The organism is Kribbella sp. NPDC051718, from assembly GCF_040681515.1.
Lineage (GTDB): Bacteria > Actinomycetota > Actinomycetes > Propionibacteriales > Kribbellaceae > Kribbella.
This window is the reverse complement of record NZ_JBFAYZ010000012.1, coordinates 115,595-140,893: the sequence shown is the minus strand read 5'-3', so window position 1 is coordinate 140,893 and position 25,299 is coordinate 115,595. Positions and strand designations below refer to the sequence as shown.

The 25,299-nt window shown below is 67.9% G+C and carries 25 protein-coding genes; 16 read left to right on the top strand and 9 right to left on the bottom strand.

Annotation, left to right across the window (positions count from 1 at the left end):
* Positions 1-10: 10 nt before the first annotated feature.
* Positions 11-1,210 carry an NADP-dependent malic enzyme gene (locus AB0M15_RS35340; RefSeq protein WP_363828699.1) on the bottom strand — a complete coding sequence of 400 codons (1,200 nt, stop codon included), beginning with the start codon at positions 1,208-1,210 and terminating at the stop codon, positions 11-13.
* Between the two features lie 290 nt (positions 1,211-1,500).
* On the opposite strand from AB0M15_RS35340, the gene AB0M15_RS35335 reads away from it, so the two are divergent.
* The 8 genes from AB0M15_RS35335 (at position 1,501) to AB0M15_RS35300 (ending at position 8,155) form a co-directional block, all read left to right on the top strand.
* The gene (locus AB0M15_RS35335) at positions 1,501-2,349 is read left to right on the top strand and encodes an ABC transporter substrate-binding protein (protein ID WP_363828696.1); all 849 of its coding nucleotides are present in this window, start codon (positions 1,501-1,503) and stop codon (positions 2,347-2,349) included.
* A complete protein-coding gene (locus tag AB0M15_RS35330) occupies positions 2,346-3,170 on the top strand; it encodes an amino acid ABC transporter permease (protein ID WP_363828693.1) in 825 nt (274 codons plus the stop codon). Before AB0M15_RS35335 ends, AB0M15_RS35330 begins: the two co-directional genes overlap by 4 nt.
* Complete coding sequence (locus tag AB0M15_RS35325; RefSeq protein WP_363828690.1) at positions 3,170-3,925, top strand: amino acid ABC transporter ATP-binding protein; 756 nt, start codon at positions 3,170-3,172, stop codon at positions 3,923-3,925. The genes AB0M15_RS35330 and AB0M15_RS35325 overlap by 1 nt, the downstream gene beginning before the upstream one ends.
* A 266-nt stretch (positions 3,926-4,191) precedes the next feature.
* Positions 4,192-5,097 carry an ABC transporter substrate-binding protein gene (locus AB0M15_RS35320; RefSeq protein ID WP_363828687.1) on the top strand — a complete coding sequence of 302 codons (906 nt, stop codon included), beginning with the start codon at positions 4,192-4,194 and terminating at the stop codon, positions 5,095-5,097.
* A 1-nt stretch (position 5,098) separates the two neighbouring features.
* The gene (locus AB0M15_RS35315; RefSeq protein ID WP_363828684.1) at positions 5,099-6,076 is read left to right on the top strand and encodes an amino acid ABC transporter permease; all 978 of its coding nucleotides are present in this window, start codon (positions 5,099-5,101) and stop codon (positions 6,074-6,076) included.
* The gene (locus tag AB0M15_RS35310) at positions 6,076-6,858 is read left to right on the top strand and encodes an amino acid ABC transporter ATP-binding protein (RefSeq protein ID WP_363828681.1); all 783 of its coding nucleotides are present in this window, start codon (positions 6,076-6,078) and stop codon (positions 6,856-6,858) included. Before AB0M15_RS35315 ends, AB0M15_RS35310 begins: the two co-directional genes overlap by 1 nt.
* 113 nt (positions 6,859-6,971) lie before the next feature.
* Positions 6,972-7,364, top strand: a complete 393-nt coding sequence (locus tag AB0M15_RS35305; RefSeq protein ID WP_363828678.1) for an anti-sigma regulatory factor — start codon at positions 6,972-6,974, stop codon at positions 7,362-7,364.
* The gene (locus tag AB0M15_RS35300; RefSeq protein ID WP_363828675.1) at positions 7,361-8,155 is read left to right on the top strand and encodes an RNA polymerase sigma factor SigF; all 795 of its coding nucleotides are present in this window, start codon (positions 7,361-7,363) and stop codon (positions 8,153-8,155) included. The genes AB0M15_RS35305 and AB0M15_RS35300 overlap by 4 nt, the downstream gene beginning before the upstream one ends.
* A gap of 4 nt (positions 8,156-8,159) precedes the next feature.
* On the opposite strand, the gene AB0M15_RS35295 is transcribed toward AB0M15_RS35300, so the two are convergent.
* Positions 8,160-8,570 (bottom strand): hypothetical protein, encoded by a 411-nt coding sequence (locus AB0M15_RS35295; RefSeq protein ID WP_363828672.1) that lies wholly within the window; start codon positions 8,568-8,570, stop codon positions 8,160-8,162.
* A gap of 428 nt (positions 8,571-8,998) precedes the next feature.
* Between AB0M15_RS35295 and AB0M15_RS35290 the strand changes: the two genes are divergently transcribed.
* Positions 8,999-9,250, top strand: coding sequence for a WhiB family transcriptional regulator (locus AB0M15_RS35290; protein ID WP_270137079.1), 252 nt, complete (start codon positions 8,999-9,001; stop codon positions 9,248-9,250).
* Between the two features lie 130 nt (positions 9,251-9,380).
* Here the strand turns inward: AB0M15_RS35290 and AB0M15_RS35285 are convergent, their stop codons facing one another.
* Positions 9,381-10,856 carry a histidine kinase N-terminal domain-containing protein gene (locus tag AB0M15_RS35285; protein WP_363828670.1) on the bottom strand — a complete coding sequence of 492 codons (1,476 nt, stop codon included), beginning with the start codon at positions 10,854-10,856 and terminating at the stop codon, positions 9,381-9,383.
* A 130-nt stretch (positions 10,857-10,986) separates the two neighbouring features.
* On the opposite strand from AB0M15_RS35285, the gene AB0M15_RS35280 reads away from it, so the two are divergent.
* Positions 10,987-11,892 carry a DUF2785 domain-containing protein gene (locus AB0M15_RS35280; RefSeq protein ID WP_363828667.1) on the top strand — a complete coding sequence of 302 codons (906 nt, stop codon included), beginning with the start codon at positions 10,987-10,989 and terminating at the stop codon, positions 11,890-11,892.
* Positions 11,893-11,908: 16 nt separating this feature from the next.
* Here the strand turns inward: AB0M15_RS35280 and AB0M15_RS35275 are convergent, their stop codons facing one another.
* From AB0M15_RS35275 to AB0M15_RS35265, 3 genes are all read right to left on the bottom strand, one after another.
* The gene (locus AB0M15_RS35275) at positions 11,909-13,219 is read right to left on the bottom strand and encodes a glycosyltransferase (RefSeq protein WP_363828664.1); all 1,311 of its coding nucleotides are present in this window, start codon (positions 13,217-13,219) and stop codon (positions 11,909-11,911) included.
* A complete protein-coding gene (locus AB0M15_RS35270; protein ID WP_363828661.1) occupies positions 13,216-15,435 on the bottom strand; it encodes a glycoside hydrolase domain-containing protein in 2,220 nt (739 codons plus the stop codon). The genes AB0M15_RS35275 and AB0M15_RS35270 overlap by 4 nt, the downstream gene beginning before the upstream one ends.
* A gap of 128 nt (positions 15,436-15,563) precedes the next feature.
* Positions 15,564-16,277 carry a TetR/AcrR family transcriptional regulator C-terminal domain-containing protein gene (locus tag AB0M15_RS35265; RefSeq protein ID WP_363828658.1) on the bottom strand — a complete coding sequence of 238 codons (714 nt, stop codon included), beginning with the start codon at positions 16,275-16,277 and terminating at the stop codon, positions 15,564-15,566.
* A 56-nt stretch (positions 16,278-16,333) separates the two neighbouring features.
* Here AB0M15_RS35265 and AB0M15_RS35260 point away from each other — a divergent pair, with 56 nt between their 5' ends.
* The 3 genes from AB0M15_RS35260 to AB0M15_RS35250 all read left to right on the top strand — a co-directional run bounded on the left by AB0M15_RS35260 (position 16,334) and on the right by AB0M15_RS35250 (position 18,743).
* Positions 16,334-17,917, top strand: a complete 1,584-nt coding sequence (locus tag AB0M15_RS35260) for an FAD-dependent monooxygenase (RefSeq protein WP_363828655.1) — start codon at positions 16,334-16,336, stop codon at positions 17,915-17,917.
* Positions 17,918-17,926: 9 nt separating this feature from the next.
* Positions 17,927-18,433 carry a GNAT family N-acetyltransferase gene (locus tag AB0M15_RS35255; RefSeq protein ID WP_363828652.1) on the top strand — a complete coding sequence of 169 codons (507 nt, stop codon included), beginning with the start codon at positions 17,927-17,929 and terminating at the stop codon, positions 18,431-18,433.
* Positions 18,434-18,545: 112 nt separating this feature from the next.
* Positions 18,546-18,743 (top strand): hypothetical protein, encoded by a 198-nt coding sequence (locus AB0M15_RS35250; RefSeq protein WP_363828649.1) that lies wholly within the window; start codon positions 18,546-18,548, stop codon positions 18,741-18,743.
* A 266-nt stretch (positions 18,744-19,009) separates the two neighbouring features.
* Here AB0M15_RS35250 and AB0M15_RS35245 read toward each other — a convergent pair whose 3' ends face one another.
* Positions 19,010-20,077 carry an endonuclease/exonuclease/phosphatase family protein gene (locus AB0M15_RS35245; protein WP_363828646.1) on the bottom strand — a complete coding sequence of 356 codons (1,068 nt, stop codon included), beginning with the start codon at positions 20,075-20,077 and terminating at the stop codon, positions 19,010-19,012.
* A gap of 78 nt (positions 20,078-20,155) precedes the next feature.
* Here AB0M15_RS35245 and AB0M15_RS35240 point away from each other — a divergent pair, with 78 nt between their 5' ends.
* From AB0M15_RS35240 to AB0M15_RS35230, 3 genes are all read left to right on the top strand, one after another.
* Positions 20,156-20,428: a DUF3311 domain-containing protein gene (locus tag AB0M15_RS35240; RefSeq protein WP_363828642.1), complete on the top strand. Its 273-nt coding sequence runs from the start codon at positions 20,156-20,158 to the stop codon at positions 20,426-20,428.
* Complete coding sequence (gene mctP, locus AB0M15_RS35235) at positions 20,425-22,080, top strand: monocarboxylate uptake permease MctP (RefSeq protein ID WP_363828639.1); 1,656 nt, start codon at positions 20,425-20,427, stop codon at positions 22,078-22,080. The genes AB0M15_RS35240 and mctP overlap by 4 nt, the downstream gene beginning before the upstream one ends.
* A 78-nt stretch (positions 22,081-22,158) precedes the next feature.
* Positions 22,159-22,740: a DUF5317 domain-containing protein gene (locus AB0M15_RS35230; RefSeq protein WP_363828635.1), complete on the top strand. Its 582-nt coding sequence runs from the start codon at positions 22,159-22,161 to the stop codon at positions 22,738-22,740.
* On the opposite strand, the gene AB0M15_RS35225 is transcribed toward AB0M15_RS35230, so the two are convergent.
* On the bottom strand, positions 22,702-23,985 hold the full coding sequence (locus AB0M15_RS35225; protein ID WP_363828628.1) for an HD domain-containing phosphohydrolase: 1,284 nt from the start codon (positions 23,983-23,985) through the stop codon (positions 22,702-22,704). The two genes, AB0M15_RS35230 and AB0M15_RS35225, sit on opposite strands and share 39 nt — an antisense overlap.
* Positions 23,982-25,265 (bottom strand): HD-GYP domain-containing protein, encoded by a 1,284-nt coding sequence (locus tag AB0M15_RS35220; protein ID WP_363828623.1) that lies wholly within the window; start codon positions 25,263-25,265, stop codon positions 23,982-23,984. The genes AB0M15_RS35225 and AB0M15_RS35220 overlap by 4 nt, the downstream gene beginning before the upstream one ends.
* Positions 25,266-25,299 lie beyond the last annotated feature (34 nt).

Here is a 25,299-nt window from a genome sequence, read left to right as displayed (position 1 = left end):
GCAACACGCCTCAGGCGCGGGCAACTCCGTCGGCGCGGGCAGCGTCGGCGACGGCTGCTGCTACGGCTGGGGCGACGCGGGGGTCGAAGGGCGACGGGATGATGTAGTCCGCGCGCAGTTCGTCCGCCGGGATCAGGGCGGCCAGTGCCTCGGCGGCGGCCAGTTTCATGCCTTCGGTGATTCGGCTGGCGTTGACGTCGAAGGCGCCGCGGAAGATGCCGGGGAAGGCCAGGACGTTGTTGATCTGATTGGGGAAGTCCGAGCGACCGGTCGCGACCACCGCGGCGTGCCGGTGGGCGATGTCGGGATGGACCTCGGGGTTCGGGTTGGCGAGGGCGAAGATCATCGCGCCGGGGGCCATCCGGGCGATGGCTTCCTCGGGGACGGTGCCACCGGAGACGCCGAGGAAGACGTCGGCGCCGTCGAGGGCGTCGACGAGCCGTCCGGACAGACCGCCGGTGTTGGTGTCCTGGGCCAGTGAAAGCTTGACCGGGTTGAGGTCCGGGCGATCCTCGTGCAGGACGCCCTTGCTGTCCACGACTGCCAGGTCGCCGACGCCGGCCTGCAAGAGGATGCGGGCACAAGCGACGCCGGCCGCGCCCGCGCCGGAGATGACGACGCGGATGTCGGAGATCGACTTGCCAGTCAGGCGGAGTGCATTGCGCAGCGCGGCCAGTACGACGACCGCAGTACCGTGCTGGTCGTCGTGGAAGACCGGGATGTCGAGGCGTTCCTTCAGCCGGCGCTCGATCTCGAAGCAGCGCGGCGCCGAGATGTCCTCGAGGTTGATGCCGCCGAAGGTCGGCGCCATCCGGACGACGGTCTCGACGAACTCGTCCACGTCCGTGCAGTCCAGCGCGATCGGCACCGAGTCGACGCCGCCGAACTCCTTGAACAGCAGGGCTTTGCCCTCCATCACCGGCAGCGACGCGGCCGGCCCGATGTCACCGAGTCCGAGCACCGCGGTGCCGTCGGTGACGACCGCGACCACATTGGACTTCCAGGTGTACTTGCGGACCAGCGCCGGGTCTTCGGCGATCGCGGTGCAGACCCGGGCGACCCCCGGCGTGTAGGCGCGGGACAGCTCGTCGGCGTTCGTCACGTGGACCGAGGACGTGACCTCGATCTTGCCGCCGAGATGCAGCTCGAAGACGGGATCACCGGCGTACGGATCGGGTTGCGGGGCGGACGGAGCCACTTCGGCGACCATGAGGAGAGACCCTTCACTTCGGAAAGCAGGCAGAAGAAAAGCGAGCGTGAGCGTTCGATGAGGGTGCGTCGAACGGCGCCGTTGCCAGGGGGTCACCCGTCGCTACGAGTAAACCACAGGACACACTGGTCCTATCTGTGAGGGTTCCCACACAGCAGTACTGCGGGTGACGATCGAGTCTCGTCCGGGCCAACCACCCCGCGTCTGGCAGCCTGCTGTGCCAGGATGCGGAGAATCCGGCCCGGTACCGTCCGGACCGGGGTTCCACACCCCGTCGAGGAGTCCTAGCGATGAATATCGTCCCCACCCTCCGCAAACCCCGCCTCGCGACCGCTGTCGCCTCGGTCGCCGTGCTCGCCCTCGCCCTGGCCGCCTGTGGCGGCGACGACTCCGGCGGCGGCGGCAAGAGCGACAAGGCCAAGGAGGCCGGGATCACCCTGGTCAAGCCCGGCAAACTGACCGTCTGCACCCACCTGTCCTACAAGCCGTTCGAGTACAAGGACGGCACGAAGGTGATCGGCTTCGACGTCGATCTGCTCGACCTGGTGGCCAAGGATCTCGGCCTGGAGCAGGAAGTGGTCAGCATCGAGTGGGCCCAGGTCACCTCCGGCGCCGCCTACCAGGCCAAGAAGTGCGACATGGGCATGGGCGCGATGACCATCAACGACTCCCGCAAGGCGGCGATCGGGATCACCGATCCCTACATGGACGCCACCCAGGTGCTGCTGGTCAAGAAGGGCGCGCCGTACAAGTCGCTCGAGGACCTGAAGGGCAAGAAGGTCGGCGTCCAGGCGGACACCACCGGCAAGGACTACGCCCTCGCGGCCTCCAAGAAGGTCGGCTTCGAGGTCGTCGTCTTCAACGATCTCGCGCTGCAGACCAACAACGTCAAGTCCGGCCGGGTCGACGCCGCGGTGAACGACAACGGCGCGCTGTACTCCTTCGTCAAGGAGAACCCCGACACCGAGGTGACGGCCGAGTTCGACACCGGCGAGCAGTACGGCTTCGCGGCCAAGAAGGACGACCCGAGCGGCACCAAGCTGATCGCGAAGTTCAACGAGTTGCTGGCCAAGGCCAAGTCCGACGGCACCTACGACGAGATCTTCAAGAAGTGGTTCGGGGTTGAGCCGAAGAAGTGACCGCCACCGACACCATCCCGGACCGGCGTCGGGGCCTGAGTCCGCGGCAGCGGGCCAGACGGTCCCGGGGAATCCAGTACGCCGTACTGATCGTCATCGTCGTGGTGGCCGCCTTCACGGCGAACTGGGGCCAGATCGTCGACGTCTTCTTCAGCGCGAAGTTCATCAAGGAGTCCTTCACCTCGGGGCTGCCCGGCGCCTTCGTGAAGACGCTCGAGTACACGGCCGGCGCGTTCGTCATCGGCCTGCTCGGCGGGACCCTGCTGGCCCTGATGCGGCTCAGCCGGGTGGCGCCGTACCGCTGGTTCGCCACGGCCTACATCGAGTTCTTCCGTGGCCTGCCGGCGATCGTGGTGTTCGTCGCGTTCAGCCTGCTGCCGCTCGCGTTCGAGAACCTGGTCATCCCGTTCGACCCGTACGGCACGGTGTGGCTGGCACTCGGCATCGTCGCCGCGGCCTATATGGCCGAGGTCATCCGGGCCGGGATCCAGGCCGTACCGCGGGGCCAGGTCGAGGCCGCTCGCTCGCTCGGGATGCCACCCGGCCTGGCGACCCGGAAGATCGTGCTGCCCCAGGCGTTCCGGATCGTGCTGCCGCCGCTGGCGAACGACCTGATCCTGTTGGTCAAGGACTCGTCGCTGGTCTTCATCATCGGTACTACGGCGGCTGACTACGAGCTGACCGGCTTCGGGCGCGACCTGGCCAACACGGCGTCGAACCTCACTCCACTGGTCACCGCTGGGTTCTGCTACCTGATCATCACCTTGCCACTGGGCCTGCTGGTCCGCTGGCTGGAGGCCAAGGCTGCGAGGGCGAACTGATGACCGCACTGGTGGAGATCAAGAACCTGAACAAGTCCTTCGGCAGCAACCACGTCCTCCGCGGTATCGACTTCGCGGTCGACGAGGGCGAGGTGGTCTGCGTCATCGGGCCGTCCGGCTCCGGCAAGTCGACGCTGCTGCGGTGCGTCAACCTGCTCGAAGTACCGGAGAAGGGCCAGGTGATCGTCAGCGGCGAGGACATCACCGACCCCGACTGCCACCTCGACGCGGCGCGGGCCCGGATCGGGATGGTGTTCCAGCAGTTCAACCTGTTCCCGCACCTGTCCGTGCTGGCCAACTGCACCGTGGCGCAGACGACGGTACTGCGGCGCAGCGCGTCGGCGGCCGAGGAGATCGCGCGCGCCAACCTGGATCGCGTCGGCCTCAACGACAAGGTGGACGCGTACCCGATGCAACTGTCCGGTGGGCAGCAGCAGCGGGTCGCGATCGCCCGAGCGCTGTCGATGGACCCGGCCCTGATGCTCTTCGACGAACCCACCTCGGCGCTCGACCCCGAACTGGTCGGCGACGTCCTGACGGTGATGCGCAAGCTCGCCCTGGACGGGATGACGATGCTCGTCGTCACCCACGAGATGGCCTTCGCCCGGGAGGTCGCCGACCGGGTGGTCTTCATGGACGGCGGCCTGATCGTCGAGCAGGGCCCGCCCGCCGAGGTGATCGGCAACCCGCAGCAGGAGCGCACCCGGACCTTCCTGCGCCGGGTGCTCGACCCGACCCACGTCGAGCCGAGCTAGTGCGCCGTGTCGGGAGTTGCGTTAGCGATAGCCGTGAGGTGCGTGCCTGGGCGCCGCTATCGCAACGGAACTCCCGATACGGCGCACTTGTTGCCTGACGCAACTTGATGTCACCGTACGTGCGCGGCCGCCGACAGCCCGTGGCGGCCGCGCACGTACGGAATGTGACGATGACTACGATCAGGTCTCCATTAGGTGTTTGTCAGTGCGCAGAAGGTCGGCGGCTGTGCCAAGATGCGGAAAAAGCAGCCTTGGAGGGCCTAGAGATGTCAGTTCTGCGTATGACCCTTGCCGTGTGTGGGGTCGTGGTGCTGTCCGCGAGCGGGTGCGGTTCGGACAGCCTGTCGGGGAGTACACCGTCGACGAGCACCTCGTCGAGCCAGCCGACCGCTGGTGGATCCACGGACCCCGAGCTCGCGGCGGCCCTGCCTGCGAAGATCAAGACCGCCGGCAAGATCACCGTCGGCGTGGACGCGACCTACCCGCCGAACGAGTTCCTGCAGGGCGGCAAGACCGTCGCCGGGATGGACGTCGACGTGTTCAACGCCGTCGCCAAGAAGTTCGGCGTCACCGTCGACTGGCAGCCGGCCGGCTTCGACACCATCATCACCGGTGTGCAGAGCGGCAAGTACGACATGGGCATCTCGTCGTTCACGATCAACGACAAGCGCAAGGCGCAGGTCAACATGGTCAGCTACTTCAACGCCGGCACCCAGTGGGCCACCGCGGCGGGCAACCCGAAGAAGGTCGACCCGGCCGACGCCTGTGGCAAGACGATCGCCGTGCAGAAGGGCACCACCCAGCTCGAGGACGACCTGCCGGTCAAGCAGGCGGCCTGCAAGAAGGCCGGCAAGCCGGAGATCAAGCTGATCATCCGCGAGAAGCAGGACGCGGCCACGGCCGACGTCGCCACCGGCAAGGCCGACGCGATGCTGGCCGACTCGCCGGTCGTGCTGTACGCCGCCAAGCAGTCGCAGGGCAAGATCGAGGCGCTCGGCGACATCTACGACGCCGCGCCGTACGGGTACGTCGTACCGAAGGCCGAGACCGACTTCGCGGCCGCGCTCGCCAAGGCACTCAAGGCGATCGATGCCGACGGCTCCTACAAGACGGCGCTGAGCACCTGGGGCAACGAGTCGGGCGCCATCACCGACTTCGCCGTGAACCCCTGAGATGACGTCAGGTACCGACGACCCGCGTCCGGCCGATTCGCCCGCCCCCGCGGCGGCGGACCGGCCGGGCGCGATCGACGCCGTCCCGGTCCGGCACCCGGGCCGCTGGGTCGCCATCGCCGTGCTCGCGGTGCTGTTCGCGATGTTCGTGCACCTGGTGCTGACCAACAAGGAGTTCGACTGGAAGTTCGTCTTCCAGGCGATGAACCAGTCGCCGGTGCTCGAGGGCCTGGTCAAGGGCACCCTGCTGGTCACCGTGCTGAGCATGGTGCTCGGGGTCGGCGGCGGGGTGATCCTGGCCGTGATGCGGCTGTCGGACAACCCGATCCTGTCCGGGGTGGCCTGGCTGTTCACCTGGTTCTTCCGCAGCGTGCCGCGGTACATCCTGCTGTTCACGATGGCCACGCTGGGCATCTTGTTCAAGGACGGACTGTCGTTCGGCTTCCCGTTCGACTGGAAGATCATCGAGTGGCTGGGGATGTCGGGTGACTGGCGCTTCCTGACCCTGGACGCCAACCAGGTCTTCACCGGCATCGTGGCCGGCGTCCTGGGCCTCGGCTTGTCCGAGGCGGCGTACATGGCCGAGATCGCCCGGGCCGGCATCATGAGCGTCGACAAGGGTCAGCTCGAGGCCGCCGAGGCGCTCGGGATGAACCGGGGCAAGGCCATGCGCCGGGTCGTGCTGCCGCAGGCGATGCGGGTGATCGTGCCGCCGACCGGCAACGAGACGATCGCGATGCTCAAGGACACTTCACTGCTGATCGCGGTACCGGTGACGACCGAGCTGTTCTACCAGCTGCAGTCGATCGGAAGCGTTTACTACAAGACATTCCCGGTCGCCGTCGCCGCGACGCTGTACTACCTGGCCGCCACCAGCGTGCTGATGGTCGGGCAGTACTTCCTCGAGCGGCACTTCGGCAAGGGCTTCGGGACCAAGGCCCCGCGAGCCGCCCGGCCGGCCGGGGCAGGAGGCGCCTGATGATCGGACCACTGGTCCACGCGGTCAACGTGACCAAGTCGTTCCACCACAACCAGGTACTGAAGGGCATCGACCTCGACGTCGACGAGGGCCGGGTGGTCTGCCTGCTCGGTCCGTCGGGTTCGGGCAAGACCACCTTCCTGCGCTGCATCAACCAGCTCGAGACGATCGACGGCGGCCGGATCTGGGTCGACGGCGACCTGATGGGGTACGCCGAACGCGAGGGCAAGCTGTACCGGCTGCCGAACAAGCAGATCGCGGCCCAGCGGCGCGAGATCGGGATGGTCTTCCAGCGGTTCAACCTGTTCCCGCACATGACCGCGGTGGACAACGTCGCCGAGGCGCCGGTGCAGGTCAAGGGCGAGTCGAAGAAGGCGGCCCGCCAGCGTGCGGTCGAGTTGCTCGAACGCGTCGGGCTGGCGGACCGCTGCGCGGCGTACCCGGCGCAGTTGTCGGGCGGCCAGCAGCAGCGGGTGGCGATCGCGCGGGCACTGGCGATGCAGCCCAAGCTGATGCTGTTCGACGAGCCGACCTCGGCGCTCGACCCCGAACTGGTCGGCGAGGTGCTGGCGGTGATGCGCGAGCTGGCGTCCGAGGGAATGACGATGATCGTCGTCACCCACGAGATGTCCTTCGCCCGCGAGGTGGCCGACACGGTCGTCTTCATGGACGGTGGCGTGGTGGTCGAGTCCGGTGCGCCGGCCGACGTGATCGGCAACCCGCAACATCAACGCACCAAGACCTTCCTGGCCCGGTTGCGTTCGGAGCACGAGCACCCGTAACCGCTCAGCGGGTGGAAGTGGGTCCTCGGGGTGCGTAGCCGCGCCGCAGAGTGGAAGATGTACGCCGTGGGCCTCACACCCATGAGTCAAGCCTGCCTGGGAGGCAATGCACTGTGAGCAGCAACGGACGATCCGCCGAGGTCCGCCTCAGCATTCCCGCGGACAGCGCCTACATCGCGGTGCCGCGGTCGGTCGTCGGCAACCTGGCGGCCCGCAACGACTTCACCGTGGACGCGATCGACGATCTGCGGATCGCGGTGGACGAGGCGTGCGCGCTGCTGCTCCCGCAGGCCTCCGACGGGGTGCTGGACCTGGTCTTCGAGATCGACCCGCCGCAGTTGACGGTCAGTACGACGGCCACCGTGCCGAACGGCTGGAAGCCGGACACCACCTCGTTCGGGTGGACCGTACTGACCGCACTGGTGGAGTCTGCCGCGGCCGAGACCGTCGACGGGCGGCTGACCATCACGGTGTCGTCGTCCGCGACCACGTCGGAGAAGGCGTGACAGAGGAACGCCCCCTGGACAGCGAGCCCCAGGAACCCGACCTACGCACCAAGACCGCCGCTTACTTCGCCGCGATGGGCGGTTCGACCCCAGGAGATCCGGCCCACACGCTCGCCCGCGACAGCCTGGTCTCCTTGCACATGCCGCTGGTGGAGCACCTGGCCCGGCGCTTCCGCAACCGCGGCGAACCGTACGACGATCTGGTCCAGGTGGCCACGATCGGCCTGATCAAGGCGATCGACCGGTTCGACTCCGACCGCGGGGTGGAGTTCTCCACCTACGCGACGCCGACGATCCTGGGCGAGATCAAGCGGTACTTCCGGGACAAGGGCTGGGCCATCCGGGTGCCACGCCGGCTCCAGGAGCTCCGGCTGTCGCTGACCGCGGCGACCGCTGAGCTGACCCAGGAGCAGGGCCGGGCGCCGACGGTCGGGGAGCTGTCCGAACGGCTGGGACTGCCGGCCGACCTGATCATCGAGGGCCTGGAGTCTGCGAACGCCTACAACACGCTCTCCCTCGACGCCCCGGACCAGAACGAGGCGGACGCCACGACGGTCCTGGACGGCCTGGGAGGCGAGGACGAGGCGCTGGAGAGCGTCGAGTACCGCGAGTCGCTCAAGCCGCTGCTGGCCCAGCTGGACACCCGCGAGAAACGGATCCTGACGCTGCGGTTCTTCCGGGGCATGACCCAGTCGCAGATCGCCGACGAGATCGGCATCTCGCAGATGCACGTCTCCCGGCTGCTGGCCCGCACCCTCACGGAACTGCGGGCAGGCCTGCTCAAGGAGTAGTTGGTCAGATGACCGGGTGGTCCTCGCCGGGCTCCCGGTTGAGGGCCTCCATCGACGGCTTCTGGAAGATGGCGACCAGGACGGCGATCGCGGCGACGGCCAGGATCACCGAGACGAACCTGGTCGAGCCGCCCCAGAAGCTGTACGCCATGAACAGCTGGATCAGCTGGGCGAAGACGGCCGGACCGCGGCTCCAGGGCGACTTCCGGTAGAGCCCACGGGCGACGAAGAGCAGGCCGGCGCCGTACAGGAGCAGGAAGCCGGCGGTGGTCAGACCGAGCACCAGCCGGTCCGCGTCGATCGTTATTGCTTCGACAATTCCGAGAACAGCGAGCACAAGGCCTTCCGCTGCGACCACCGCCGCGGCTAGCTTGAGCGGGCGCGGAGCTGTGGACGGCGTCGTTTCGGTCGGCACGGGCTCCAGCGTAGTGCTGCGCGCGGAGAGGTAGTGCGCCCGGCCGGAGAGCAACCGGGACGACGACCCTCCTCCCCCGGGAGCTCAAGGGTCGGAGAACGTCAGCCCCACAGGGATTGAAGTTTTGCGTAACCCCAGGGCTGTTGGATCGGTTACTTGCAGTGAACGGGTGATCGCAGCAAGGTCCTTCCGTCCGGTTTCCGGACGGGGTGAACCGCTGTGCACCGGTTAGTAGTGTTAAGAGAGTGTTGTGATCGGATCGACAACTCCAGAACCCTTGTTTCGATCACACTAGATTGGGAACATGGAGTCGTTCGTGAAAACGTTCACAACGCTCCGCACCACCCCCGTGCGAGTACAGGCGCGCTGACTTGGGCACAGACCAGGCCGTCAGCGTCACCAAACTACTGAGAGAGATGGGATCCGCCATGGATTGGCGCCACCGGGCCATTTGCCTCGATGAGGACCCGGAACTATTTTTCCCCATTGGCAACACCGGGCCCGCGATCATGCAGATCGAGGAGGCCAAGCAGGTGTGCCGTCGCTGCGACGTGCGTGAACAGTGCCTCGCCTGGGCGCTGGAAGCCGGCCAGGACCACGGTGTCTGGGGCGGTCTGAGTGAGGACGAGCGACGCGCTCTGAAGCGCCGCAACGCCCGCGCTCGCATCCGTACTGCCTGACCCGAGTTTCGACGCAGGCCCCGCGGGATCCGCGGGGCCTTTCGATTTCCCCTGGTACTACGGTAAAAACCTCGCGTTGTTTCTGAAGAACTGTGGACTTCTCCCCACGGCTGTTCAGGAATTACGACAGCTACTCCTTGACTGGAAAGTCAAGTACTACCGTCGTGCCCGGGCCGTCTGATCGTGGGTGGAATTCGAGTAGTCCGTCGAGTTCACCGATCACCAGCGTGCGCACGATCGACAGCCCCAGGTTGCCGGACGTCTCGGAGTCGAAGTTCGCCGGAAGCCCCTTGCCGTCATCGGTCACCACCACCCGCAGCCGCCCGACACTTCGCTGGGCGGCCAGTTCGATGGTGCCGGTCGGGTGCTCGGTCGACCTGCTGCTGAAGGCGTGCTCGACCGAGTTCTGCATGAGCTCGGTCAGCACCATCGCCAGCGGGGTCGCGACCTCGGAGTCCAGTACGCCGAACGTGCCGGTCCGGCTGATCGTCACCTCGGCCGAGATCGTCGACACGTCCGCGACCATCGCGGCCACCCGGTCGGCGACGTCGTCGAAGTCGACGTGCTCGTCGAACGACTCCGACAGCGTCTCGTGCACGATCGCGATCGATCCCACTCTGCGGACGGCTTCGGCCAGCGCCGACTGGGCTTCTGGCACGGTGATGCGCCTTCCCTGCATTCGCAGTAACGCGGCGACGGTCTGCAAGTTGTTCTTGACGCGATGATGAATCTCCCGGATGGTCGCCTCCTTGGTGACCAGCTCCCGCTCCCGGCTCCGCAGCTCCGTGACGTCGCGGAGCAGGATCAGCGCGCCCACGTGCTCGCCCTCGGCCCGCAACGGGATCGCCCGCAGGAACAGGGTCGCGTCGGAGTTCTCGATCTCGATCTCCTTGGCGGCCCGGCCGGTGAGCACCGAGGCCAGCACGTCGTCGACCTTCTGCCCGCTGTGGATCAGCTCGCCGGTGATGTCCTTCAGCCGGCTGCCGACCAGGTCGGTGACGAGTCCCATCCGGCGGTACGCGGACAACGCGTTCGGGCTGGCGAACGTCACCATGCCGTGACGATCGACCCGGATGCAGCCGTCCCCGACCCGTGGCGTGGTGGAGAGCAGCCGCTCACCGCCGTACGGGAAGATGCCGTCGGTGATCATCCGGGCCAGATCGGTCGCGCTCTGCAGGTAGGCGATCTCGAGTCGGCTGGGCGTCCGGACGCCCAGCAGGTTGGTGTTGCGGGCGATCACGGCGATCACCCGGGCGCCGCGGCGGACCGGGATCGTCTCGACCCGGACGGGCACGTCGTCGCGCCATTCGGGGTCGCCCTCGCGGCAGATCCGGCCGGAGTCGTAGGCCTGGTCGAGCAGCGGGCGGCGGTCGCGCGGGACGAAACTGCCGACGATGTCGTCCAGGTACGCCGTCGGCCCGGTGGTCGGCCGCATCTGCGCACCCGCCCAGAAGCCGAGCCCCTCGGTATCGGGCAGCCAGAGCACCAGGTCCGCGAAGGACAGGTCGGCCAGCATCTGCCAGTCGGACACCAGCAACTGCAGCCGGTCCAGGTCCGCCTGGTCCAGCGTCGTGTGGTTCCGCGCCACATCGCTCAAAGACGGCACGGATGTGAGCCTAGGGCATGGCCTTCAGTGGCCTGGGTACGGCGTGGTTGCCGATGTCGGCCGTGGGCAGGCTCGACAGGAGCGGGTGGATGGGTGTTGATTGAGCAGGTCCAAGTGAAAGGATGCATTGGTGGAGTCGACGTACTGGCAGGACGTGATGGCCGCGGACTACGCGGTACCCCGCGACCGTGCGCTGACCGACCTCACCGAGGAGCTCGTCCGGGGCCTGGCCAGTACCAACCCGCAGGTGCGGGACGCGCTGGCCTATCCGACCCTGGCCACTTGGCTCGAGCGCGGCGTCTACGACGACCTGCTGCCCGGATTCGGTGACGGTCTCTGCGCCGGACTCGCCTACGGGCTCGGGGAGGACGGCACCGATACGGTCTTCCGCCGCTCCTTCACCGCGCTGACGCTGGCGGAGGTGATCCACCGCGACAACGCCGAGTTCCTCGTCCACGACGAGGTGGTGATGCGCTGGGGTGACCGGTTGGCCACCTGGCTGCTGCGCGAGCGCGACCTCCGGGGGTATGTCGCCGACTGCGGGTGGGCGCATGCCGTGGCGCACGGGGCCGACGCCATCGGCGCACTGGCCCGCTCACGGCACTGCGACGCGGGGGTGCTTCGGGCGCTGCTCGACGTACTGGCTGACCGGATCGTGAAGGAGACGCAGTACCGGTGGGTGCATGAGGAGCATGACCGGGTCGCGCACGCGGTGATGACGATCCTGCACCGCAACATGCTCACCAGCGACGAGCTGGAGCGCTGGCTGAAGCCGGTCGCCGCCACCGCGGCCCAGCAGCCGCTGATGCACGAGACGCTCCCCGAGTGGCCGACCCCCAACGTCTTCAACGCCCGCAGCGTCCTGCACGTGTTGCTCAGCCAGCTCGCGATCGGGGTGAAGGGCTTCCCCATCCCCGGCGACGACGAACTCTTCGGCCGCCCCATCGAAGCCCGCGCCGACATGCTCCTGATGCTCACCGAGGCAGTCCGGGGCTCCCAGCCCTACATCTACCGCCCCGCCGCCGGCAGCAGCTGACTCCCCCCGCGCCCGCTCAGGCGACGTGCGCGGCGGGGGGCTCGGCGAGCGCGAAGAGGCGGTCGAAGACGTTGGCCCGATCGAACTGCAGCGCGTACGCCCGGGCGCGCTGCTCGGCGGCCGCTCGCTGCTCGTAGGTCCAGTCGCACACGACCTCATCGAGCACGGTCCGCAGGGTGGCCGGGTCGCGCTGCGGCACCAGCAGGGCCGTATCACCGACTGCCTCCGGTACGCCGCCGGTCGCGCAAGTGATGATCGGCCCGCCACCGGCCAGAGCCTTCTCGACCAGCGCGATCCCGAACGTCTCGACGAACTCCGGCTGCTCGCGAGTCGGCAGCACAAACGCCGCGCTTCCAGCCATCAGCGCCGGCTTCTCCGCGTCGTCCACATCGGTCAGCACCCTCACCCGCTCCCCCAGGCCCGCTGCCGCCACCCGCGCCAGCACCTCGGCTTCCTGCGGCCCGCGCCCAGCCAGCACCAGTTGCACTCGCTCGGCCGACCGAGACCCGGCGTATGCGTCGATCAGGTCGTCGATCCCCTTCGCCGAGGCGATCCGGGACAGGAAGAGCACGTACCCGTCCCGGGAAAGGCCACGCTGGGCAAGGGTTTCGGCGATCCGGTCGTCGGTGAGCGACAGGTAGGACCACGAGTCGACCGCCGGGTAGGAGATGGCGATCCGGTCACGGCACTGCTGCGCGAACGTCGTGCCGTGCATGCCGTCGAGGGTCGCCGCCGAGGCGACGATCAGTTCCTTGGTGTATTCCGACACCGCCACGCAGTGGTCGGCCGCCAGGTAGATCGACAGGATGTGCGCGGCCGCACCGAACCGGCCGGTGGTCACGCACTCGCGCACCACGTTGGTGATGTCGGAGCCCACGGCCTCGGCCACAGTGGTCACCCGCGCGGGCCCCATCCGGCGCGCCACCTGGACGGCCTCCTGGACGGCGATCGCGTGCGGGCTCAGGTACAGGGACATCGCCACCGTCGGCACCCCGTCGCTGAACAGTTCGACCAGCCGCCCGATGAGCCCGGACAGGTAGCGCCCGTCCGGCACCCGGTAGTCGCCGACGGGATCGGGCCGCTCCACGGTGATACCGGGGCTGTACGGCAGTACGCCGTCGAGCGGTTTCAGCGGCAGCCCGGCCGCCTCGAGCGCATCCAGCGGCCAGGTCACGATCCGCACGTCGTCGAACCCGCGAGTGAGCGCCACCTCGGCGAGGCAGCGCGCCTCGCCGGAGTGCCCGCAGATGACTGGGTCGGCGCGGACGACGATGACCAGCCGGCGATTGGGTACGGACAGAAGGGGCGTGTTGTCGGCGATGGTCATGCCTCACCTCCAGCGGTGTGCAGTGGGTCGGATGTGGATGGTGGCCTGATCCGGGTGCCCCAGCCGGAGGGCTGCGGGCCGAGCTCGATGTGCAGGTTGCGGATGTGCCGCAGTTCCCGGCCGGAGATCCAGGGGCGTTCGAGGGTCTTGCCGTTCACCGCGATGGACTGGACGTAGGAGACCGGTCCCCCTGGCTCGACCGGCTCGAATCCCGTGGTGGTGATCGACAGGTCGCCCGCCGGCAGCTGGGTCGTGGACTCCGCCACGGCCGGCGCACTCACCAGGAACAGGTTCTGCCCGGCCACTGGGAACAGCCCGAGAGTCGCCCACACGTACCACGCGGACAGCCCACCGGAGTCGTCGTTACCCGGCAGCCCGCCCCGGCCGGTGCCGAACTGGTTGGCGACGGCGGCGTGCACCACTTCGGCGGTACGGTCCGGCCGTCCCGCGTAGTGGTAGGACCAGGGCGCGTCGTAGTCCGGTTCGTTGTTCAGTCCCTCGAACCGGCACAGGGCGTACCCGGCGTCCATCTCGGCCACGCTCGGCGCTACCCCGGGCTGGGTGACCGGTGCGGCGCCGTATCCGAAGAACCGGTCGAGCAGGCCGACGAATTGTTTGTCCCCGCCTGCCAGCGCGATCCGGGCTCGCATGTCGTGCAGCAGGCGGAACGAGTAGTTCCACCGGCCGCCCTCGTAGAACGTCGAGTCGCGTAGCAGGCCGGTGGCCGGGTCGTACGCCTTGTGCCAGCCTTGGGCGAGTTCGCGCATCTGCTTGGCCAGTGGCCGGTCGCGGAGCTTCTGGGCGACCGCAGCGGTGCAGTGGTAGGCGTACGCCAGGTCGAGGGTGTGGCTGATCGGGTGGGCCACACCGTGTACAAGGTAGTCCTCGCCGTACGTCCGGCGCAGGTCCATCTCGAGGTGCACCATGGCCCAGTCCCAGTCGATACCCGGCAGATCCAGCTGGCACAGGTCGGCCAGGAAGGTGTGCGCCAGCGCACTGCCCTGCCTCGAGAATCGGTCGGCCCCCTTGGCCATCCGGTAGCCGATCGGCAGGTTGCCCTCCTGCTCGGCGATCGACAGCATCGCGCCGGCCAGCGCGACGGAACGCTCCGGGAACAACGTGTTCATCAGTGGCAGCTGGGTGCGGTAGATGTCCCACATGGTGCAGATGTCGAACGCGTAGGGCCCTTCGGTCGTCCACGAGGGGCTCTCGTCCGGGGCGAAGCTCGGCTTGACCAGCGAGTGGTAGAGGGCAGTACCGAAAACCGTTGCCTGGTCGTCGGAGTCGGCCTTGATCGTCACCTTGCCGAGGTGGTCGCGCCAGGTTGCCGCCGTCTCGTCGCGCCGCCCGGTGAAGGTGACCTGGGTCCGGCCGACGTCCCTGTGCAGGTTGTCGCGAGCCTTCTCGCACCCGCGCAGGGAGAACCCGAGCCGCACCTCGACGGTCTGCTCGGCGCGTGACGGGCCCATGAACATCAGCCCGAACGGCCGCAGTGTGGTTGGCCGGATGTAGTCGAAGTCGAGGCGGGTGCCGCCGGGCATCAGGCGCCGGTCGTACCAGAGCAGCTGTCGCCAGCCGGGGGCGTCGATCTCCAGATGAACGGCCAACGGCACGCCCTCGACGTGGATCTCCCCCTGGGCCACCCCCGGCTCCAGCATCGCCAGGTGCGCCTTCAGCGGTACGGTCCGGCTGTGCGGGATGGCCAGGCCGCCGGTCGAGGCGTCGATGACGATCCGGGCGGCGTCGTTCGCCGGGAAGGTGTAGCGGTGGACGGCCGACTTGGGGCCGACCGTCAGCTCGCAGCGGATGCCTGAGCTCAGCGTCGCCGCGTAGTAGCCGGGCTCGGCCACCTCGTCCAGAAGGTCCCAGGTGGTGCCCAGGTCGTCGAGCGGGCCGAGCATCGGAGTGACCCGGAAGTAGTTGTAGTACTTGCGGATCGCGCCCGTGCCGGACTGCTGGAAGTGGGTGAAGCCGGAGGCGACCGGGCGGTCGTACAGCACGTCAGGCAGACCCTCGGTGTTGAAGTCGTACAGCCCGTAGCCGGTCGGGTAGGCCCCGGAGTACGGACAGGCGGACACCATCCCGAAGGGGTGCACGGCCCCCGGATGAGTGTTCCCGACCTGCGCCTTGGGCCACCACCAGGACGCGGCCAGCCCCTGAGGCACAGGCAGGTCGGTAGCGCCGGTCCCGATGAACGGATCGACATACTCGTACATGCTTCACCGCCTCGCCCCGGCCCCACGTGGACCTTCAAGGTAAGAAGCCCATGTTTCAACCAAGTTGACCCAAGGAGACGCCCAGATTACGACCACTGGACGGCAGCGTCGGCGGCCGGCGGCTGCGGTCAGTGACGCAGGCGGGACGCGAGGCCGTCGAGGATGCAGTCGAGGCCGAAGGCGAAGTCGTCGTCAGGGTCTGGCTCTTCGGCTTCGTGGATGCGACGGGCGAGCATGGGGTGCTCGCCGGCGGCCAGGATCTGGGTGATGTAGGGGCCGTGGCTGTGTTGCCATTGCTCTTTGGTCAGACCGGAGCGTTGCTCGGCCAGCACTGCGGCTTGCTGGCCGGCGACTGAGCCCAGGACGTAGGCGCGCACGGCGCTGAGGGCTTGCGACGCCCGGGTGATGTCCGGGGTGAGCGCGACGGCGGCGCGCAGCGCGGCTTCGGATCGGCGTAGTGAGTTGGGGCCGAGCGATGGTCGGCCTGTGAGCTCGCCCGCCAGCCAGGGGTGTCGCAGGAGGGTCGCGCGCAGGTTGTGCGCGACGGCAGCCAGGCCGGCCCGCCAGTCCCCCGCGATGTCGGTCGCTTCGACAAGTGGGTCTTCGCCTTGGACCGCGTCGATCATCAGGTCGATCAGTTCGTCGCGGTTGGTGATGTAGCGGTAGAGGGTGGCTGTGCCCGAGCCGAGGTCGCCGGCGACTCGGCGCATGGAGACGGCGTCCAGGCCCTCGGCGTCTGCGACGGCGAGGGCGGCAGCGACGTACTGGTCGACGCCGGGCGCGCGCCGGGCCGGTTGGGGGCGCTGCCTGGTCCACACCGACGAGGGCGCGGGGTCGGTCATCGAGCGGTTCCTTTCCTCGTTGACACACCATCCTAGCTTATGGCTACGCTGTAGCCATGACGAATACAGCGTATCCAGAAGTGCCGGTACTAGTCGTCGGCGGCGGCAGCGTCGGGCTGCTCGCCGCCGCGTTGCTCGACCATCACGGCGTACCGGCCGTGCTGGTCGAACGCCGGTCCGGGCCGTCCATCCATCCGCGTGCCACCGGGATCGGGTCGCGTACGGTCGAGATCCTCCGCGAACTCGGGCTCGACGCGGCCGCGGACGCCGTCGCGGTCGACCTCCAGGGCGCCGGAGCTGTGGGCAAAGCGGTAGCGCGGACCGTCGTCGAGATGGGCGCCGGCGACGTCACGACCGTGCCCATGCCCGCACCGGCTGCCGGCGTACTGGACGTGACCCCGTTCAATCTGCGGGGCGTCTGCGCGCAGGACCGGCTCGACGCGGTGGTGGCGGCCGACCTGGTACGGCGTGGCGCGGATCTTCGCTGGTCGACCAATCTGGTCGGCATCACCCAGGCCGCCGACGGGGTCGACGTCGAGTTGGAGGGGCCAGACGGTCGCTATTCGCTGCGGTGCTCGAGGGTGGTGGCTGCGGACGGCGGGCATAGCGCAGTACGGGCTGCACTTGGCGTTGGTACGTCCGGCGCGGGTGATCTGGGCAAGTCGATGATCAACATCCTGTTCGGCGCCGACCTGCGGCCTCACCTGCGGGGGATGTCGTTCGGCACCTGCACGATCACCACGCCGGACGCGCCCGGCCTGCTGGTCACCGTGGACGGCGAGTCGACCTGGGTCTTCCACGTGGCTTGCGATGTAGACGCCGGTGAACGCCCCGAGGATTTCACGCCCGAGCGCTGCGTTTCCATCGTCCGTACGGCCGTTGGCGATCCCGACCTCGACGTCGAGATCCGCAGCGTACTTCCCTGGCGCCCCCGGAGCTCCCTGGCCGATCGCTTCGCCGTCGGGCGGGTGTTCCTCGTCGGGGATGCCGCGCACACCGTGTCGCCGCTGGGTGCCTTCGGCCTCAACACCGGCGTCGCCGACGCCCACAACCTGGCCTGGAAGCTGGCCGCCGTCCACCACGGCGAGGCAGGTGCCGCCCTGCTCGACACCTACGCCCAGGAGCGCCGGCCAGTCGCTGCAACCACCCTGGACCAGGCAATGCGCCGAGTCGCCGACCCCGCGCTGCATTGGGGCCAAGGCCCGGAAGCCGACGCTGCCAGGGCGGCGGCCGGAGTCTGGGCATCACCAGTCGTCCACCTCGGCCAGCGCTACGACTCGGCCGGGGTAGTCGACCCGCAGCCGGAACTCCCTTCCACGGTTGATCTTGCGGCGACACTGGACGGCTCGCCGGGCTCGCGAGTGCCACACGCGTGGGTCGACGGAGTCTCAACGCTTGACCTGGTCTCATCTCGGTGGACCTTGCTCGTGGGGGCCGACCAGTGGCTCGTGGCTGCGGGGGACGTGGGCTTACCGGCGTACCGGGTCTCTGTGCCGTGGCTGCCCTCCGGTGGAGCCATGCTTGTACGACCGGACGCGATCGTGGCAATGCGAGTCACCACATCGGTCCCGGACCCGGCGCAGTTCCTCACCGACACCCTCGACCGACTTCTGGCCAGGCCGATCCCGGTACCAAGGTAGGTTTAGTGGGTGTCGCTGCAACTGATCGAACCGACTGTCCGGTTGCATGCCGAGTGGCTGGAGTCCCATGCGGAGTGGGGACCGGGGCTCCACGAAGACGGCTTCGGCATCAGTGAGTCCGACGAACTCGAATCGCCTTCAGGCTTCGCCGCGTGGATCGCCAGGCTGCACGCCCTGCCGAACGCGACCCTCCGATGGATCCTCGAAGACAACCGGATACAAGGCGGTATCGCGCTCCGCCACCACCTCCACGAACAGAACGGCCACATCGGCTACGGCATCCGCCCCTCAGCCCGCGGCCACGGCCTCGCCACCTGGGCCCTAGGCGAAATCCTCAACCACGCAAGCACCTTGGGCCTCCCCCGCGTCATGCTCGTCTGCCTGGCCGACAACCTCGCCTCCACCAAAACCATCGAACACCACGGCGGAGTACTCACAGACGTCCTCCACAACGGCGACCGATCCATACACCGCTACTGGATAGATCTCGCCGACCGCGGGCACTCCGACGACTGAGGAAGTACCTGGGACACTCGATCGCAACCTGAGGCCTCAGGTCGGTGGCGGCTCTTCAAGGTCTTGCAGGTGCTGGGTTTCGTTGAGGGTGACGATCTGGTGACTGAAGTGGGTGTCGACGCAGCCGAGCCAACTCCCCCACGCCGGCTCCGCTGTCCGCTCCTGCGTCGCGTCCGCGTTCGCCGGCTCCCGCCCACCCTGGTGCGCGGGCTCCTTCGTCGCCCGCTTGACGAAGGCGATGGGTGGCCGGCCCGGCGCGGAGGAGTTGCCGTGGTTGGGGTGGTTGGCCGGCCGGGCACAGGCGGGTTGAGGTGGTTGGCAAAGACGGGCGGGCCCGACGTTGCACGGTTGCCGTTGTTGGCGACGGGGTGACCAGCTTGATGAGATCCACCCATCCACATCTGCCAACCTCCTCGGGCCCAGCCCCAACACCCACCAACCACACCACCCGCCAGCGGCCGATCAGCCACCCATCGCCCTCACCAAGCAGGCGACGAAGGAGCCCGCGCTTCGGGCGGGCGGGAGCCGGCGAACGCGGACGCGACGCAGGAGCGGACAGCGGAGCCGGCGTGGGGGCTACTTCGGTACAGCAATCGTGGTGATGACAGCCCGATGATCCGACCCAGCCATCTCATACGTCTGGAACTTCCCCGGCATGATCCCATCGGAGATGACCACATGGTCGATCTGCGTGCGGAAGAGCGCCGGCCGGTTGGCCGGCCAGGTGCCTTGGAAGCCTTCGCCGACGCTCGGGCCGACGCTCTTGCACCCCCGGCCCAGAGCGGACCGGAAGTCCGCATGATCGACCGTCGCGTTGAAGTCCCCCGCCACCACCGTCAAAGCCCCGGCCGCACACCAGTCCTTCACGACCTGAAGATCCTGCTTCCAGATCGTCACGTCCTTCGGCAGCGGCGGATACCCGTGATACGCGATCAACCGAAGCTTCCCAAGATTCCCACCGGACACGATGATGTGCCCGAACTGCGTAGTCGTCTGCTGCACCGGCCCGATCGTCACCGCCCCCGGATCACCCGCGCCCGGCCTCGACGTAGTGCCCGGCTGCTGCGAACTGACGCTCCCCGTATCAAGCTTCTCGGAGTCGAAATGCACGTTGCCCAGGTCCGCGGAGACCAGCACGCTGGTAGCGCTCTCGACCTCCGCATTGGCCTGCTGGGTATACCCGTAATACCGCGACCCCGAAAGATGCGACTCGATCGACTGCCGTACGTCGACCTGTGCCTCCGGCAACGAAACGATGTCCGGCCGGTGGGCGTTGATCAGCTTCGCCACCTCATCCGCATCCGCTCCCCCGCCCAGCACATTCGCGACCATCACGGTCAGTGCCCGCGTACCAGCCGGCGGCGGCGTCGGATCGGAGAACTTCCGCGGCGCCACCAGCGCCCCACCGACCAGCGCCAGCAGGATCACCAACCCCGCCGCGATCCGCCAGTTCCACCGCAGCAGCATCGCCAACCCAAGTACCAGGACGAGAACCAGGAGCTGAGGCCGGAAGGAGACCAGTTGCGTGAAGGGCGTGACCTCGTCGAGCCCGTACAGCTCCGGATAAAGCGGCAGAGCAACGACCAGCAGGAACAACACGGAGAGCACGATCCGCCGCAGGTTCCAAGCCGCATCAGTATCCATGCCCCACCCTGAAGGTCTAGTCGCTGTATGTCGCCGAGCGGTAGCGTTCACCGCGCCCTGTGTCCCGAGGAGGTTGTCGTGTCCAAACTTGCCGCGGTCAGACCCGCGTACTGGATCGCCGGCGTACTGCTGGCGGTCTCGGTGGTCGTACCGCTTCTAGTCTCCACTTACGCCAAGGACGAACCCCGATTGTGGGGGTTTCCGTTCTTCTACTGGTACCAGCTGCTCTGGGTCTTCATCTCCGCGATCACGGTGAGCATCTCGTACCAGCTGGTGATGCGCGAGGAGCGTAAGCGACGGGGCGAGGCCGGCCTCGACGCCGGGTCCAGCCGGAAGGAGGGTGACCGATGAACACCGAAGTCAACTGGGTCCAGCTGACCATCGTCGTCGTCATCTTCGTCGCCGTCACCGTGATGGGCTTCATGGCCGCGCGCTGGCGCCGGTCGGGTGAGCTCGACAGCCTGGACGAGTGGGGTCTGGGTGGGCGTGGCTTCGGCACGTTCATCACCTGGTTCCTGCTCGGCGGCGACCTCTACACGGCGTACACGTTCGTCGCCGTACCTGCCGCGATGTACGCGACGGGTGCGATCAGCGGCTTCTTCGCGGTGCCGTACACAATCGTGGTTTACCCGATCATCTTCATCTTCATGTCCCGGCTCTGGTCGGTCGCGCACCGGAACGGGTACGTGACCCCGGCAGACTTCGTCGGCGGCCGGTACGGGAGCCGCGGCCTGTCGCTGGCTGTGGCGGTCACCGGCATCCTGGCGACGATGCCGTACATCGCACTGCAGCTCGTCGGCATGCAGGCGGTCTTCGAGACGATGGGCCTGGGCGGCAGCAACACGCTGGCCAAGGACCTGCCGCTGCTGATCGCGTTCGCCGTCCTGGCGGCGTACACCTACTCGTCCGGCCTGCGCGCGCCGGCCATGATCGCGTTCGTCAAGGACGGCCTGATCTACCTGGTGATCGCCGTCGCGATCATCTACCTGCCGCACGCGCTCGGCGGCTGGGACACCATCTTCGACGCCGCCAAGGCGAAGATGGCGACCCCGAACCCGGCCACCGGAAAACCGACCGGCGCCTTCATTCCTGGTGAAGCCGGGTACTCGGCGTATTGGACGCTGGCCCTCGGCTCGGCGATGGCGCTGTTCATGTACCCGCATTCCGTGACGGCCGTACTGTCCACCAAGAACCGAAATGTCGTCCGCCGGAACGCGGCCATCCTGCCGGCCTATTCACTCCTTCTCGGATTGCTCGCCCTGCTCGGATTCATGGCGATCACCGCAAAGGTCAACATCAAGGGCCTGGACGGCCTGGCGAACCCGCAACTGGCGATTCCGCGGCTGTTCGACCAGGAATTCCCGGCCTGGTTCGCCGGTATCGCCTTCGCGGCCATCGCGGTGGGTGCGCTGGTGCCGGCGGCGATCATGTCGATCGCGGCCGCCAACCTGTTCACCCGCAACATCTACCGCGACTTCCTGAAGAAGGACGCGACCCCGGCGCAGGAGGCCAAGGTCTCCAAGCTGGCCTCGCTGCTGGTGAAGTTCGGCGCGCTGATCTTCGTGCTCGGGATGGACAAGACCATCTCGCTCAACCTGCAGCTGCTCGGCGGGATCTGGATCCTGCAGACCTTCCCGGCGATCGTGGTCGGCCTTTTCACCCGGTGGTTCCACCGCTGGGCGCTGCTGGCCGGCTGGGCGGTGGCGATGGTGTTCGGCACCATCTCGGCGTACAACGTGATCAACCCGGCGACGAAGAAGCACTTCGGCGGTTCGCTGGCGAACTTCCCGTTCACCGAGAAGCAGGTCTACATCGGGCTCACCGCCGTCTCGATCAACCTGGTCGTGACGGTCGTCCTGACGCTGATCCTGCGGGCGCTCAAGGTGGCCGCGGGCGCGGACTCCACGCACCCGACCGACTACCTGGCCGATGCGGGCGATCCTGGGGTGAAGGACCTGCCGGATCTGCTCGACGAGGGTGGCGCGGCGCCCGCCAAGGCGTAGTACCGAGCGTGGTCGATCCGACACGCTAAGGAGTCGATTGCGCTGGTTTGACAGCACATGGCGGGCAGAATCACCAGGATGTTGCTGGTTCTGCTCGTCATGCTGCTGGCCGTGGCGGCGGCACTGCTGACCGGCGGGCATCTGACGGACCTGGCCGACAACACGCTCTCCGGCCTGCACTGGCTCGCCGCAGCGGCCACAGGCCAGGTACTGGGCTCTCTGACGGGCGGTGTCGCCTACCCAGTAGGCCTGGTCGGCTCGGCTGTCTGCATAGCCGTCTTCCTCCGCCTGAACCTCCGGCGACCCGGTGTAGCCCTACTGGCCACCGGCTTCACCTGCAACGCCCTAGTAGTAGCCCTCAACGGCGCAATGCCCGTCTCCCCCACTACCCTCGCCCGCGCCGGCATCAAGACCTTCACCGAAGACCCCCGCCACGAGCTAGCAGACGCCTCTACCCGCCTGCACTGGCTAGGCGACGTAGTACCGGTAGCCCTACCCGGCCTAGGCCAAGCAGTAAGCCCAGGAGACGTCCTCATCGCCGCAGGCGCGGGCCTACTCCTGTACGCCGGAATGGGCGGCACCGGCCAAATCCCCGTCGACCGGCCGCCCAGCTGGTCAGACCTAGAAGCGAAACCCTCGGCCGACCACCCGGCGGAGTGACTCGACCACCACCGGGTCGTACTCCGCGCCGATGCCCAGCCCGATGTTCTCCATCGCCTTGCCCGGCGTCTGGCCGCTGCCCTCCCCCACCAACTGCTCGTAGGCGAGAGCCACATTGACGATGCCGCTCTCCACCGGAATGTCCGGGTTGCTGGCCCGCCCCTGCCGATACGGGTCGTTGGAATGCCGCACGATCTCCGCGACGTGATCCAGCACTCCCGACCGCTCGATGATCGAAGCCCCGATCTCAGCAGCCTGCTGCCGCTCCTCCCGGCTCCGCAGCAACGAGGCCCCACCAGGACTGGGATCCGCCAACGCCAACTGCCCGACCCCGGACAGCAGCGCCGCATACTCCAACGCCTCCATCCGGGCCGGCGTCAGCCCCAGATCGTTCCCGATCGCCACCGCCAGACTCGCCGTCCGGGCATTCTGCCCAGGACTACTGAACCCAGCGATCTCCGTACTCCGAGCCATCGACCGAACCGTCGTCCGGTACGTCCGCTGAGCAGACGAATAGCGACGGAAGGCGAACTGGGTGAGCAGCAGTGGAACGAGAACGAGGGGTGGCGCCCACAGCCCGGCCAGCGAGGTGCCCGAGGCCAGCAGGATGCCGCTGATGGCCATCGCCATCCCGATCCGTCCCATCACGCCGAACTCGTCGCGCAGGGCCGCCGGGAAGGGTTTGTTGTGTCGCTCGGTGGACTGGCCCGCTCCGACGATGGCGTCGAGGACCGCGGCGGACAGCACGGCCAGGATCATCGCCCCGCACAGCGGCAGCGCGTGCCGCCAGGAGCCGTTCCAGGACAGGTCGGTCGGCGCGATGGCCGCGAACACCGCCGCGGCGGCACCGACCGACAACAGCCGCCGGCTCGAGACCACCGCGTCCCACGCCAGTCCGGCGACCACTCGGGGCAGCACGCCGGCGGCCGTCGCCACGGCCGTGACCGCGATGATCTGCGCGACATCCGGTGGTATCCCGACCTCGGGACCACGCAGCAGGCAGTAGCCGAGTGCCGCGCTGGTGGCGATCGGTGCACGGTTGCGGGTCCGGTCCACCCGGAACTGCACCATCTCCCCGACGGCGATCAGGCCACCGAAGGTCAGCGCGACCGGCCACTCGGTCATTCCCCGCTGGGCGGTCAGGACGACCGCGGCGACGCCGAGCACCGCGCCGGCGAGCACGATCACCACGCCACTGCCGAAGTTTCTGAGGTCCAGCCCTTCGGTCTCCCCCGCCATCGTCATGCCGGCCCAGCCGCCGATCCGGTGGCCCCGCCGCCGCTGCCGAGGCTGAGGTCGTCGTGGTCGATCGCCGCGTCGATCGTCCCGTTCGGCGCCGGCTGGTCCGCCGCAGCGGGCGTCCAGCCCTGCTGCCCGATCACCTCGACGAAGGCGTCGACCAGCGTGGGGTCGAAGTGGGTGTGGCGGTCCTGGACCAGAATGGCGATCGTTTCCTCGATGCTGCGGGCCGGCCGGTAGGAACGGGTCGAGGTCAGGCAGTCGAAGGCGTCCACGATGCCGATGATCCTCGCGAAGTACGGGATGTTGGTGCCGCTCAGTCCGGCCGGGTAGCCCGAACCGTCGAACTTCTCGTGGTGGTGCAGGACGGCGGACTTCACCTCCTCGAGGAACGGGATGTTGCCGATCAGTTCGACGCCCCGCGCGGGATGCAGCCGGATCGCGTCCATCTCGGCGTCGTCGAGCCGGCCCGGCTTGCGGATGATGCTGGTGGGGACGCCGACCTTGCCGACGTCGTGCAGCAGCCCCGCGTGCTCGAGTGCCTGCTGGCGGTCCTCGGACAGCCGCAGATGGCGGCCGAGCATGCCGGCCCCTTCACTGACCCGCTCGGAGTGGCCGCGGGTGTACAGGTCCTTGGTTTCGATCAGCTGGATGAACGCGCGCATCGTCGCCGCCTGGGCGGCCCGCTCGACGGCGTCCTGGGACAGTGCCCAGCGCGCGACGATCAGCGGGACGAGAGTCAGCAGACCGGCGATCATGCCAAGGCCGCCGATCCACATGAAGGCCAGGATCAGGCCGAGAAAGCCGTAGCCCAGCATCGGCAGGGCGGTCGGCACGACCACTTCGCTGAAGAACGCCCGGACCACCGCCGGCCCCCGTTCCAGCGACAGCACACACGACATCAGTACTGCGTTGACGACCTGATGAGCCAGGCCGGTCAAAGTCACGGCCAGGATGGCTCGTGGTACATGCTCCAGGGCAACCCGCCCGACCGGACCGTCGACGGCCATGAAGGCCAACGCGCCGCCGGCGGCGGACAGAATGCGCTGAGCACTGCTGAAAACCCGCTTGATCAACGGGACCCGCCTGGCCTGGATCAGCGAGCCGATCCCGGCCACCACGATAGCGGCAGCAGGTCCCACGATCACGTAGACCGAGATGAGCACGATCGACGCCAGGGAGGCTCCCTGGGTAGGACCGTGGGGCGAGCGGAGAGCACTACCGATGAGTACTAGAAGGCACAGTCCGACCACCGTCAGGTAGCTGGACAGCGTAAGCGCCGACATGACGAAAACCGCGATCGCCGCAATGGCGACAGCC